Annotated in this window: 9 protein-coding genes; 6 read left to right on the forward strand and 3 right to left on the reverse strand. The window is 60.9% G+C overall.

From position 1 onward, the window contains the following. Positions 1-271: 271 nt before the first annotated feature. From serC to aroG, 3 genes are all read left to right on the forward strand, one after another. On the forward strand, positions 272-1,360 hold the full coding sequence (serC, locus tag M2367_RS05905; RefSeq protein WP_259236112.1) for a 3-phosphoserine/phosphohydroxythreonine transaminase: 1,089 nt from the start codon (positions 272-274) through the stop codon (positions 1,358-1,360). A 216-nt stretch (positions 1,361-1,576) separates the two neighbouring features. Then, entirely contained in the window at positions 1,577-2,860 is a 1,284-nt protein-coding gene (gene aroA, locus M2367_RS05910; protein ID WP_259236113.1) for a 3-phosphoshikimate 1-carboxyvinyltransferase, read from the forward strand. Positions 2,861-3,083: 223 nt separating this feature from the next. Next, the gene (aroG, locus tag M2367_RS05915; RefSeq protein WP_259236114.1) at positions 3,084-4,139 is read left to right on the forward strand and encodes a 3-deoxy-7-phosphoheptulonate synthase AroG; all 1,056 of its coding nucleotides are present in this window, start codon (positions 3,084-3,086) and stop codon (positions 4,137-4,139) included. 97 nt (positions 4,140-4,236) lie between these two features. On the opposite strand, the gene M2367_RS05920 is transcribed toward aroG, so the two are convergent. After that, positions 4,237-5,832, reverse strand: coding sequence for a methyl-accepting chemotaxis protein (locus M2367_RS05920; RefSeq protein ID WP_259236115.1), 1,596 nt, complete (start codon positions 5,830-5,832; stop codon positions 4,237-4,239). Between the two features lie 268 nt (positions 5,833-6,100). On the opposite strand from M2367_RS05920, the gene hutW reads away from it, so the two are divergent. Further along, positions 6,101-7,480 carry a heme anaerobic degradation radical SAM methyltransferase ChuW/HutW gene (gene hutW / locus M2367_RS05925; protein WP_259236116.1) on the forward strand — a complete coding sequence of 460 codons (1,380 nt, stop codon included), beginning with the start codon at positions 6,101-6,103 and terminating at the stop codon, positions 7,478-7,480. Positions 7,481-7,527: 47 nt separating this feature from the next. On the opposite strand, the gene xseA is transcribed toward hutW, so the two are convergent. Continuing rightward, positions 7,528-8,874 (reverse strand): exodeoxyribonuclease VII large subunit, encoded by a 1,347-nt coding sequence (gene xseA, locus M2367_RS05930; RefSeq protein WP_259236117.1) that lies wholly within the window; start codon positions 8,872-8,874, stop codon positions 7,528-7,530. 117 nt (positions 8,875-8,991) lie between these two features. Next, positions 8,992-9,900 carry a DMT family transporter gene (locus M2367_RS05935; protein WP_259236118.1) on the reverse strand — a complete coding sequence of 303 codons (909 nt, stop codon included), beginning with the start codon at positions 9,898-9,900 and terminating at the stop codon, positions 8,992-8,994. Positions 9,901-10,519: 619 nt separating this feature from the next. On the opposite strand from M2367_RS05935, the gene M2367_RS05940 reads away from it, so the two are divergent. Together M2367_RS05940 and guaB are read left to right on the forward strand one after the other, a co-directional pair. Continuing rightward, positions 10,520-11,164, forward strand: coding sequence for a YitT family protein (locus M2367_RS05940; protein ID WP_259236119.1), 645 nt, complete (start codon positions 10,520-10,522; stop codon positions 11,162-11,164). A 327-nt stretch (positions 11,165-11,491) separates the two neighbouring features. Continuing rightward, positions 11,492-12,955, forward strand: coding sequence for an IMP dehydrogenase (gene guaB, locus M2367_RS05945; protein ID WP_042039799.1), 1,464 nt, complete (start codon positions 11,492-11,494; stop codon positions 12,953-12,955). Positions 12,956-12,960: the final 5 nt, after the last annotated feature.

Raw genomic sequence — 12,960 nt, forward strand, 5'->3', positions numbered from 1 at the left:
TGGGGCGACGCGCCGGCTTCATCCCTTGAACAGCGCGTTCTCCCAACCACAGACCCCGCCTCGGCGGGGTCTGTGTCAGGGCCCCTTAAGGCTGGCTGCTCGCTCTGTGCCCCGACCCTGAGGCGGCAGCCGCTTGATATCTGGTATTGAGATCGGCAAGGGCAGGGGGGCAAAACCTTGAGCCAGCTCCCAAAAATCCTTTGCCGAAGGGGCGCGGTTTCGTGTAAAAACGGGGAAGTCCTTCACTCTTTACCACCTCACGGAAAGTGTCATGAGCAAACAGGTTTACAACTTCTGCGCCGGCCCCGCCATGTTGCCGGTCGAAGTCATGGAACGCGCCCAGCGCGAATTTTGTAATTTCCAGGGATTGGGTGCCTCTGTCATGGAGCTCTCCCATCGTGGCAAGCCCTTCATGGCGGTTGCCGAGAAGGCCGAGGCCGACTTGCGCGAACTGCTCGCCATCCCGGCCAACTACAAGGTGCTGTTCATGCATGGCGGCGGTCGCGGTCAGTTCTCTGCGGTGCCCATGAACCTGCTCGGCGGTGCCAACAAGAAGGCCGACTATCTGCTGACCGGTGTCTGGGCCCAGAGTGCCGTGGATGAGGCGCACAAGTATGGCGACATCCTCACCCACGCCGGTGTGGCCAAGACGGCGCAAGGCGTCAGCCAGCTGCTGCCGACCCCGGCGTTTCGCAGCGATGCCGCCTATGTCCATTACTGCCCGAACGAAACCATTGATGGCATAGAGATGTTTGACATTCCGGCCACAGGTTCGGTGCCGCTGGTGGCGGATCTCTCCTCCACCATACTGTCTCGCTCCCTCGATATCAGCCGCTTCGGGGTCATCTATGCCGGTGCCCAGAAGAACATCGGCCCCTCCGGTCTGGCCATCGCCATCGTCCGTGACGATCTGCTGACCCAGGCCCGGGCGGACGTACCCGCGGTGTTTGACTATGCCCTGACCGCCAAGCATGACTCCATGTTCAACACCCCGCCCACCTACGCCTGGTATCTGGCCGCCCTGGTGTTCGAGTGGCTCAAAGATCAGGGTGGCCTAGGCGAAATAGAGGCGCGCAACCGCGCCAAGGCCGAGCTGCTCTATGGCTATATCGATGACTCCAGCTTCTACGCCAACCAGGTGGATGTTGCCTGCCGTTCGCGCATGAACGTGCCCTTCCAGCTCAAGGATGATGCCCTGGACAAGCTGTTCCTTGCCGAATCCGAAGCCGCAGGCTTGCTGGCGCTCAAGGGACATCGCATCGTCGGCGGCATGCGGGCCAGCCTCTATAACGCCATGCCGCTGGCCGGGGTCGAGGCGCTGGTCAGCTTCATGGAGCGCTTCGCCAAGCAGCACGGTTGAGCCGCAGAGGCCGCAGCTTGCCCCTGCGGCCCCACCGCGCACTCAGTTGTTACCGCCAGTTTCATGCAACGGCGCTCCTCGGGGCGCCGTCTCGTTTCACTTTGACACCCACCCTGCGCGCCAGGGGATGGCAGGGCGAAAGCAAGAGCCTTGCCCTCCTTCCCCTTGGCTGATAACGTCCGGGCAGGTGTTTTTTGATATCAGTACAGGAAGGCTATGAATTCGTTGCGTTTGGAACCTATCGCCCGTGTCGAAGGGGTCGTGAACTTACCCGGCTCCAAGAGCGTCTCTAATCGAGCCCTGCTGCTGGCAGCCCTGGCACGGGGCACCACCCGTCTCACCAACCTGCTCGACAGCGATGACATTCGCCACATGCTGGCGGCCCTCGGCCAGCTCGGCGTCAAATACAAGCTATCCGCCGACAAGACGGAGTGCGAAGTGCAAGGTTTGGGCCGCAGCTTCGCGGTGAGCGACCCTGTCACGCTCTTTCTCGGCAACGCCGGTACCGCCATGCGACCGCTGTGCGCGGCGCTGTGCCTGGGGTCAGGCGAATACATGCTGACCGGCGAGCCGCGCATGGAAGAGCGCCCCATCGGCCATCTGGTTGACGCCCTGCGCGAGGCCGGTGCCCATGTGCAATACCTCAAGCGCGATGGCTTCCCGCCGCTCGCCATCGATGCCAAGGGCCTGTGGGGCGGGGATGTTCACATAGATGGCTCCGTCTCCAGCCAGTTCCTGACCGCCTTCCTGATGGCGGCGCCCATGGCCGCCGGTGATACCCGCATTCACATCAAGGGCGAGCTGGTCTCCAAACCCTACATCGACATCACCCTGCACATCATGAAGCAGTTCGGTGTGGTGATTGAGCACGACAACTATCAGACCTTCTACATCAAGGGCAACCAGAGCTATGTCAGCCCGGGTGACTTCCTGGTGGAAGGGGATGCCTCCAGCGCCTCCTACTTCCTGGCCGCGGGCGCCATCAAGGGCAAGGTGCGCGTCACCGGTATCGGCAAGCACAGCATTCAGGGTGATATCCACTTTGCCGACGTGCTGGAGAAGATGGGCGCGCGCATCACCTGGGGCGACGATTTCATCGAAGCCGAGCAGGCGCCGCTGCATGGCATCGACATGGACATGAACCAGATCCCGGATGCGGCCATGACCATCGCCACCACGGCACTGTTTGCGAAGGGGCCCACCTCCATCCGCAACATCTACAACTGGCGGGTGAAGGAGACGGATCGTCTGTTTGCCATGGCGACCGAGCTGCGCAAGCTGGGCGTCGAGGTGGAGGAGGGGCACGACTTCATCACAGTGACCCCGGCTGCCCAGTTGCAGCATGCGGCCATCGATACCTACAACGATCATCGCATCGCCATGTGCTTCTCCCTGGTGGCGCTGTCAGATACGGCGGTGACCATCAATGATCCGGGTTGCACCTCCAAGACCTTCCCCGATTACTTCGAGAAGCTCGCCAGCATCAGCCAGGTGGTTTGACGGGCGGCCTGTCGCCCCTGGCACCTTGAGCAAAGGCCCGCATCTTGCGGGCCTTTTTCATGGGCTGGGCACACCGGGAACGATTGGCTAGCATCATTTCAGTAACATGCAATGATCTGCTTGAAGATATTTTATTATGCGATGTAATTTTCTATTTACACCCTGGCCCCGCTCGGGCTAGATTGGTGCAAGTAATATGTCTAGCCAAGCAGGAAGCCGAAGTATGCAGCATCAAACCGACGACGTTCGTATCAGTGAAATCAAAGAGTTATTGCCCCCGGTTGCGGTGCTTGAGAAGTTTCCGGCGACCGAGGCGGCCGTCTCTACCGTATTTGAGTCCCGCCAGGGGATCCACAACATCCTGACCGGCGACGATCAGCGCCTGCTGGTGGTGATTGGTCCTTGCTCCATCCATGATCCGGTCGCCGCCATCGAATACGGCAAGCGCCTCAAGACCCTGCGTGACAAGTACCAGGATCAGCTGGAAATCGTGATGCGGGTCTACTTCGAGAAGCCGCGCACCACAGTGGGCTGGAAGGGACTGATCAACGATCCTCACCTGGACAACAGTTTCAAGATCAACGACGGCCTGCGCATCGGTCGCAAGCTGCTGCTTGAGCTCAACGATCTGGGCATGCCGACCGCCTCCGAGTTCCTCGACATGATCACCCCGCAATATGTGGCGGATCTGATGAGCTGGGGCGCCATCGGGGCGCGCACCACCGAATCCCAGGTGCACCGTGAGCTGGCCTCAGGTCTCTCCTGCCCGGTGGGCTTCAAGAACGGCACAGACGGCACCATCAAGGTCGCCATCGACGCCATCGGTGCCGCCAGTGCGCCACACCACTTCCTGTCGGTGACCAAATATGGCCACTCCGCCATCGTCTCCACCGCCGGCAACCCGGATTGCCACATCATCTTGCGCGGTGGCCGCGAACCGAACTACAGCGCCGCCCATGTGGATGAGGTCGTGAAGGGATTGGACAAGGCGGGTCTGCCCCAGAAGGTGATGATCGACTTCAGCCATGCCAACAGCAGCAAGCAGTACAAGAATCAGATGCTGGTGGCCGAGGATGTGGCGGGCCAGATCCGTGCCGGCAGCAAGGCCGTATTCGGGGTCATGGTCGAGAGCCATCTGGTGGAGGGTCGCCAGGATCTGGTGGAAGGCTGCCAGCTCACCTTCGGTCAGAGCATCACCGATGCCTGCATCGGTTGGGACGATACCGAAAGCCTGCTGCGCACCCTGGCAGAGGCAGTGGCGACGCGCAACGCACGCTGATCCCCCTCTTGATGGCTTGCAACGAAGAGCGCGACCGAGGTCGCGCTTTTTTTGTGTCCCTCGCCCGTGGCGCAAACCACAGGCCCGGCTTAACCCATCACCAGCGGTAGGTGTTGAGCAGGGCTTCGAGCTTCTGGCACTGGGCGACTAGCTGCTCGCTGGCGAGATTGGCGCTGTGGGCCTGGCTCAGGGTATCGTTCGATGTGCTGCGGATCTCGTGCACGGCGCCATCGACCTCCTGACAGACTCTGTCCTGCTCCTGGGCTGACTGCGCCATCTGGGCATTGAGATCATTGATATTGGCGATGCGATCTATGATGGTCTGCATTGCCGCCAGGGTGGCTTCCGTCTTCTGAATGCTGTCATTCGCCTTGAGCCTGGCATCGCCAATGACCTGTACGGCACTCTGGGCTTCCTGTTGCAGGGCGGCAATCATCCCGGCTATCTCCAGGCTGGCGGTGCGGCTGCGGCTGGAGAGCGCCCTGACTTCGTCAGCCACCACGGCGAAGCCGCGTCCCTGTTCACCGGCCCGGGCGGCCTCAATGGCCGCATTGAGGGCCAGCAAGTTGGTCTGATCGGCAATCCCCCTGATCACCTCCAATACCCCATCCACGGCGAGGCAGCGGCTATCGAGTTGCTGGATCACCGTGTCGACCCGGGCAATGTCGGCGGACATCTCGCCCATGTCGGTGATGGAGTGCCGGGCGAGGCGGCTGGTGTTGGCGGCATCGTCGTTGGTGAGGGTCGAGAGCTCGGCGCTGTGGCGAGCATGTTCGCGGACCTCATAGGAGCTGGCGGCCAGCTCGCTCACCGCGGTGGCGACCTGGGTGGTCATCTGCTCCTGCACCCGGGCCGACCCCTCCGTCTGGGTCGCGACCTGGCGGATCTGGTTCGACTCTCGATATAGCTCGGCCGTGGCTCCCTCGACCTCGGCCAGGCTGTGGCGAAAGCCCTGCACCATGTCGTTGACCGCACGAGTCATCTGGCCCAGCTCATCCTGACTGTGATTGACCAGGGGCAGGGAGAGATCCCGCTCCTTGGCCATCTGCATCATGGTGCGCTGCAGCCGATAGACGGGGCGTTTGACGTAACGCTGCAATACCCACCACAGCAGCCCAAACCCCAGGCTGAACACGGCCCCCAGGCAGCCGCTCAGCAGCCAGTTGTTGTGGCGGATCTCGGCAAAGATATGGCTCAGGTCATAGCTGATGCGCACGGCCCCCATGACGGTCCCCTCGGCGACCTGATGGCAGGTGAGGCACTGGGTGCCGCGGTACTCCTGGTAAGCCTTGAAGGGTTTTATCAGGGTGAGCTGGCTGCCTTTTTGCTCGAGCAGCATCTCCCCATGCTCGATGGCCCGCTTGTCCCACTCGTCGACTATCTGCTGATCCGGATGGCCTGGGCCAAACAGCGAACTGACGGCAGGGGCGCGGATCAGGCGGGCCTCGGTGATGCCGGCCTCGCTCATTATCTTGCTCTGCACGATGGCGCGGTTGGCGATGACCCCGGTCATCATCATGACGTTGAGCTGATCCATGTAGCTGTTGGCGGTACTCTCCACCTTCTCGCCCGCCAGGCGCAGGGCAAGATCGCGCTGCAACCAGGCGGAGAGCTCGAAGCTGAGGGCGAAACTGGCACCGATGACCAGGGCGAGGGGGAGAAAGATTTTCCAGTTGAGCGAGAGGTTTTGCATGGGTAGCCGAGTCCAGATACGGGGAAGGGGTCTGCCACTTGGCGCGCATGACCAGTCGCCAAGCTTGGTACTCTATCGGCACACATTACCCTGGCTTTAGTAAGGATTCTGTTAACTGGATCCATGAATGGCGTTAACCCCGGGTAGCCAAGTATTGTTATTGGTCGGGGAGTTGATCTGGCGCAAGCTATCATATTGTTGATAGTAGTTATCATTTGCATCCAATCCTTTCTAGCCGATCCCACCGCCGATGATACTGACGCCCACCATGACCGGACTGCCCAGCCCGGACCCCCTTAAATTTGCGTTCACTGCCAAAACATCTGCGCATGCTAGCCGGGGCGGCGCCAGGCCCTTGGCTCTGGATGACAAGGATTGGCAGGCCTGGTGGCAAACCGCGACGGAGGCCGAGGAGCGCGCCCTCTATATCCATGTCCCCTTTTGCAAGAAGCGCTGCAGCTTCTGCAATTTCTTCGAAAATGGCGCCAATCCGGCGCGGATGAGCCGTTATATGGCGGCCCTTTGTGACAATCTCCAGCAGGCTGCCAAGACGCCGTTCGCCCTGAGCGCACCCTTCTCGGCCGTCTACGTGGGAGGCGGAACACCGACCGACATGGCGGTCGATGATCTGGCCCGATTGGCCGAGACCATACAGGGGTTTCCCCTGACGCAGGATGCAGAACTGACCCTGGAAGGGCGGCTGAACGGATTCGATGAGCCTAAGTGGCACACGGCGCTGGCGGGCGGGTTCAACCGCTTCTCGTTTGGGGTACAGAGTTTCGATACCCAGGTGCGCCAACAGGCGGCCCGCATCGATGACAGGGCGCGGCTGCTTGAGCGACTTGCCGAACTGACCCGGTACGATGAGGCCGTGATCGTGGCGGATCTCATCTTCGGTCTGCCCGATCAGGATGATGCCATCTGGCGTCAGGACATCGCGGATGTGATGGCGAGCGGGGTGCATGGAGTGGATCTCTACCAGCTTATTGCCATGGCGGGCACCCATCTGGATCGGGCCGAGGCCAAGGGCAAACCGGGCTGGGCGGCCGACAGTCAGCAGCGGGCCAGCATGTATGCCTATGGCGCCCACACCCTGGAGCAGGGCGGCTGGCAGCGGCTCTCTTGCAGCCATTGGCGACGCAGTGACAGGGAGCAGAGCCGATATAACCAGATGGCCAAGAGGGGGGCCGAGATCTTGCCGTTTGGGGCCGGGGCGGGGGGCAATGTCCACGGACATGGCCTGATGTATGGGCGGGATCTGGCGCCCTGGCATCAGGCGCTGGCCGATGGACATCGGGCTCCTGGCATGGTCATGGGGCGCAATCCCAATGCCGCCATGGATGCACTGCTGCGCGGCGCCCTCGACACTGGCCGGTTGGCCCTGGCCCTCTTGCCCGATCCCTTGCGAGGGCAGCTGTTGCCGCTTTTTCAGGCCTGGCAGCAACATGGCTTGGCCGCGCTGACCGAGGAGCGGCTTGAGCTGACCCTGGCGGGGCGTTTTTGGAGCGTCAATCTGCAGGCCGGCTTGTTCGAGTACTTGCAGCTCAATCCCCTCGCGGGAGCGGGGGAGAGGGGCCCCCACGCCAACGCTGCGGCCGTTCGCCCGGTCGAGATCGTGGGGCACTCGGTGACAGGTTTGCGTCGATGAAAGAGGAGGGGATAAATAGGGGGCACTGAGAAGCGCCCCCGTTTTAGCTATCGGTTGTGCACCTCTTCTACCCGCACCTGCAAGCTGCCCTCTGCCAGGGTAGTGATCAGGGATTGCCCGGCGCTGACCTGGCTGGCCTGGCTTATCACCTCACCCCGTTGGCTGCGAGTGATGGAGTAGCCGCGCCCCAGGGTGGCGAGGGGGCTGACCCCATCGAGGCGGGCACTGAGCATGGCCAATTTATGCTCCGCTTGCTCATGGCGTTTACTCATCAGGCTATGCAAGCGCGCCTCTGCCAGTTGATGGCGCCGCCGACCCTGTGCCAGACGTCGCTCTGGGCTCTGGGCTTGGAGCCGTTGCGCGAGCTGATTGAGCCGTCGCTCCCCCTGATGCAGGCGCTGACGCAGCAATTGCTGCAAGCGGTTACCCAGTTCATCGAGGCGCTGGGACTGTTGCTCGAGGCGGCGTTTGGGGTCTTGATGTTCGAGCCGCTTGGTGAGCAGGGTGAAGTGGTGGACATGCTGGGTCTGCTGACGCGCCATGGCTTGACTCAGGCGCTGGGTGAGGCGATTGAGCTGATTGATGCGCTCGCTCTGATCCGGCGCCACCAATTCGGCGGCGGCGGAGGGGGTGGGGGCACGCAAGTCCGCCACCAGATCGCTGATGGTGATATCGACCTCGTGACCCACGGCGCTCACCACCGGGATGGCTGAGCCATGAATGGCCCGGGCGACCCGCTCCTCGTTGAAACACCAGAGATCTTCCAGGGCGCCGCCACCACGGCCGACGATCAGCACGTCCACCTCGGCGCGACGATTGGCCAACTCGATGGCGGCCACTATTTGGCCACTGGCCAGGTTGCCCTGTACCTGCGTCGGATAGATGAAGATGGGCAGGGCGGGGGCGCGGCGTCCCAGCACGGTGAGGATATCGTGCAAGGCTGCCCCGGTGGCCGAGGTGACGATGCCCACCGCCTTGGGGTTAGTGGGGAGCGGACGTTTGCGGGCTGCATCAAAGAGACCCTCTGCGGCGAGGCGGCGTTTGAGCTCCTCGAAGCGCAAGGCCAGGGCGCCATCCCCGGCCGGTTGCATGGATTCGATGATCAGCTGATATTCGCCACGGGGCTCATAGAGGGAGACCCGGGCCTGTACCAGTACCTGCATGCCATCTTGTGGGCGGAAGGGCACCCGGCGGTTGTTGCCCTTGAACATGGCACAGCGTACCTGGGCCGAGATGTCCTTCAAGGAGAAGTACCAGTGCCCCGAACTTGGCATCGCCAGGTTGGAGAGTTCTCCGGTCAGCCACACCAGCCCCAGATCCTGCTCCAGTATCATGCGTACTGCGCTATTGAGGCGGGTGACGGTAAACACTTGTTGTTGATTGGACTGGCTCACGCTGGGCCCTTCTGCTGTCCCATTGTCCATGGTGGACGCGGGAGGGAGACGATGGCGCCATCTTAGCGCAGTTCAGGGTCAGAGCCGAGCACCTCTGGGGCTCTGACTGTCGGATGATTACTTGTCCAGCACCTGGCGCGGGACTGCTCTGGCCGGACTGACCACCAGCCAGACCGAGAGACAGACGATGGCACCGCCAACCACGAAGCCCTCGGTGAGGGTCTCGCCCAGTATCAGATAACCCCACAATATGCCGAAGGGCGGGATGAGGAAGGTCACCGTCAGGGAGCGCAGTGGTCCAATGTCGGCGATCAGCCTGAAATAGATGAGGTAGGCGAGTGCGGTACAGATAAAGCCGACGGCCAACAGGCTGGCCCACACCTCGGGCATGGCCCAGTCGGCCACGGGGCTGGCTGTCACCGAATAGCCAAAGAAGGGGAGCAGGAACAAGCAGGCGCCCAGCTGGCTGCCAAAGGCCACCAACCTGGCATCCAGGCCACCCCGCTCGGTGATCCAGCGCCGGGTCAGGAAGCCCGCACAGCCGTAGCAGGCGGTGGCGATCAGGCAAGCTATCACACCGATGATCATGGTCTCGCTCACCGCGACGTCCCCCGTGGTGGTGATCAGGGTGATACCGAGGAATCCCAGCATGACCCCCAGCCACTTGCGGCCGCTTAACTGCTCGTTGAAGCAGGAGAAACCGATCAGGGCCCCCATCAAGGGGGTGGTCGCATTCAAGATGGCCGAGTAGCCAGCGGGCAGCCAGAGCGCGGCGATGGCGTACATCAGAAAGGGGATGCCGGAGTTGATGATGCCAAGCACCATGGCGGGTTTGAGCTTGCCTTGAAAGATCAGCGGGGCGCGCATCAACAACAAGATGACGGCCAACCCCGTCAGGCCGAACAGGACCCGTAAAAAAGCGGTGTTGATTGAGCCAAAGGCGGGGGCGGCGATACGCATAAACAAGAAACTGGCCCCCCAGATAGCGGCCAGGAACAACAGTCTTGCATAATCCGGTGCTCTCATCTTACTTCCTTGAAATGATTGAAATCACGGCTATCCAGGCGAGAGCCTGGGGCTGCCATCATGGGGGGCTGGCTTGCCGATGGCAACTGCCCAAAGGGCGCCCGGGTGATGAACTGGCCCTGGATCTGGGTACGTATTGGGGGGATATGCTGCACCGTTGTGGTGCTATTGCGCACCGAAAATGTGCAATCTGTTGGGTGGTCACTGTGCTGCCAGCTCCTGATCGGGGGATTCTGCAAGGCATCTGCGCCGGAAATGCGCGTCCTGGCCCCCTGTTGCCCCCCAATGCGGGCCTCCCAGTCTCACCGCCAACTCTTATCGGGCAAGGGTTGTGACTGATAACGGGCTTCACGGCGCGGCCATGATCTGAGTGCTTGTCATCAGAGAAATCCTGTTCATGCTGCCTGGCTCAAGGTGGGGATTCATGAACCAGATGGAAATGCCAGTTAATATTCTTTTAGTAGTTCTATAATCTGAATTTAATTTAAATCCCAGCGTCTTGTTATGGTTGGCGCTCTTTTTGCTGCGTGATAGCAATCCAAGCACAGTATCAGCGCCAGCCTGACACCCATGGATTTACCTGGCGACTGATGCTTATTCATTCATGACAAGGAGTCCTATGGGAAACGGCATGGCAAACGACGTGGCATTACCGCAAGCAGCCACCCGCAACGGGCTTGTCCATAACTTCAAAGATGATGTGTATGGTCTGACACTGGGGGTGATGTTCATCGCTATCGGGCTGTACATGCTCAAGCTGGCAGGCATGATCACCGGCGGCGTGGCGGGCATGGCACTGCTGCTCTCCTATCAGGTGGACTTGCCCATAGGGGTGTTGTTCATCTTGACCAATCTCCCCTTCATGCTGTTTTGCTATGCCCGTATGGGGCTCCCCTTCACCCTGAAGACGCTGATCGTCAATATTGCCCTCGCTGCTGCCAGCCAGATAGTGCCCCATTTGCAGACGGTGACCTATATACATCCGCTGTTTGCCGCCCTGGTCGGTGGCACCTTCATCGGCATGGGGGTCCTGTCACTCGCCCGTCACAATGCCTCGGTCGGTGGCACTGGCGTGGTGACCCTCTGGCTGCAGGCCAGGTTTGCCATCAATGCAGGCAAGACCCAGATGTTGCTGGATCTGCTGCTGTTTGCCCTCTCCTTGAGCCTGCTACCTGCCCCCTTGCTGTTCTGGTCGGCCCTGAGCGCCCTGGCCATGAATGCCATGCTGATGAACTGGCACAAACCTGGTCGTTACCAGGGGTGATTGGGTTGCCGTCTCGCGCGTGACTGATCACCCGAAGTAGCGCTCCATTCGACCCCTCGTGGCCAAAAGTGTCGGGGGAGGGTACTGAGTGTGTCCTATGCCAGCCTTGAAAAAGTCAGGCCATGCCGATGGATGGCGCCGTTACATTATTTCGAGGTAAAAAGGGCCATTTTATGACTGAATTTGTGAGAGTTTTGCCTGTTTGGCGCGCTAAAAGCGGGCTGTGCCACAAAAAATTAAAAAATACTTCTTTACCAACCGGTAAACCATGAGTAAAATTTGTCGGCAATATTTTCCACCCCCACTCCTCAACGGTGAGATATTGCCATGCTCAGGATTGCCAAAGAAGCGCTGACCTTCGACGATGTATTGTTGGTTCCAGCACACTCCACTGTTCTTCCTAATACAGCCGATCTGCGTACCAAGCTAACGTCTGCTATCTCCCTGAATATTCCGATGATTTCCGCTGCCATGGACACAGTGACCGAAGCCCGTCTGGCTATCGCACTGGCCCAGGAAGGCGGTATCGGCTTCATTCACAAGAACATGTCCATCGAGCAGCAGGCTGCCGAAGTGCGCAAGGTCAAAAAGTACGAGAGTGGTGTCGTCTCCGACCCCGTGACCGTGCGTCCCGACATGACCATTGCCCAGATCAAAGAGCTGAGCCACAAGAACGGTTTCGCCGGTTACCCCGTGGTGACTGACGGCAACCAGCTGGTCGGCATCATCACCGGCCGTGATGTGCGCTTCGTGATTGATCTCTCCCAGACCGTTGAACAGGTCATGACCCAAAAAGATCGTCTGGTGACGGTGCGTGAAGGGGCCCCTCGTGAAGAGGTGGTTGCCCTGATGCAAAAACACCGCATCGAGAAGGTGCTGGTGGTTAATGCCGACTTCAAACTCATGGGCATGATCACCGTCAAGGACTTCCAGAAAGCCGAACGCAAACCCAACGCCTGTAAAGACGAGAAGGGCCGCCTGCGGGTTGGCGCTGCCGTCGGTGCCGGTGCCGGTAACGAAGAGCGCGTCGCCGCCCTGGTCGAGGCCGGTGTGGACGTGCTGCTGATTGACTCCTCCCACGGTCACTCCCAGGGCGTGCTGGATCGCATCAAGGCGACCCGCGATGCCTATCCCGAGCTGCAGATCATCGGTGGCAACGTGGCCACGGCCGCTGGCGCCCTGGCGCTGGTCGCCGCTGGCGTCAATGCCGTCAAGGTCGGTATCGGTCCTGGCTCCATCTGTACTACTCGCATCGTGACCGGTGTCGGAGTGCCCCAGATCACCGCCATCTCCGATGCCGTTGAAGCGCTGGAAGGCACCGGTGTCCCCGTGATTGCCGATGGCGGCATCCGCTTCTCCGGTGACGTGGCCAAGGCCATCGCCGCGGGCGCCAGCTGCGTCATGGTGGGTTCCATGTTCGCCGGTACCGAAGAGGCGCCCGGTGACATCGAGCTCTACCAGGGGCGCTCTTTCAAGTCCTACCGCGGCATGGGCTCTCTGGGCGCCATGTCCAAGGGCTCAAGCGATCGCTACTTCCAGACCGACAATGCCGCCGACAAGCTGGTGCCGGAAGGGATCGAAGGGCGAGTGCCGTACAAGGGGCGCCTCAAGGAGATCATCCATCAGCAGATGGGTGGCCTGCGCTCTTCCATGGGCTTGACTGGTTGCGCCACCATCGACGAGATGCGCACCAAGGCCGAGTTCGTGCGCATCTCCGGCGCCGGGATGAAAGAGTCCCACGTCCATGACGTGACCATCACCAAAGAAGCCCCCAACTACCGGATGGGCTGATAAAA

It is taken from the genome of Aeromonas sp. BIGb0445 (genome assembly GCF_024809075.1).
GTDB lineage: Bacteria > Pseudomonadota > Gammaproteobacteria > Enterobacterales > Aeromonadaceae > Aeromonas > Aeromonas rivuli.

What these genes read in the sequence shown, in the direction of transcription:
- serC (WP_259236112.1), top strand. Translation starts at nt 272, where the DNA reads ATGAGCAAACAGGTTTACAACTTCTGCGCCGGCCCCGCCATGTTGCCG.
- aroA (WP_259236113.1), top strand. Translation starts at nt 1,577, where the DNA reads ATGAATTCGTTGCGTTTGGAACCTATCGCCCGTGTCGAAGGGGTCGTG.
- aroG (WP_259236114.1), top strand. Translation starts at nt 3,084, where the DNA reads ATGCAGCATCAAACCGACGACGTTCGTATCAGTGAAATCAAAGAGTTA.
- M2367_RS05920 (WP_259236115.1), bottom strand. Translation starts at nt 5,832, where the DNA reads ATGCAAAACCTCTCGCTCAACTGGAAAATCTTTCTCCCCCTCGCCCTG.
- hutW (WP_259236116.1), top strand. Translation starts at nt 6,101, where the DNA reads ATGACCGGACTGCCCAGCCCGGACCCCCTTAAATTTGCGTTCACTGCC.
- M2367_RS05935 (WP_259236118.1), bottom strand. Translation starts at nt 9,900, where the DNA reads ATGAGAGCACCGGATTATGCAAGACTGTTGTTCCTGGCCGCTATCTGG.
- M2367_RS05940 (WP_259236119.1), top strand. Translation starts at nt 10,520, where the DNA reads ATGGGAAACGGCATGGCAAACGACGTGGCATTACCGCAAGCAGCCACC.
- guaB (WP_042039799.1), top strand. Translation starts at nt 11,492, where the DNA reads ATGCTCAGGATTGCCAAAGAAGCGCTGACCTTCGACGATGTATTGTTG.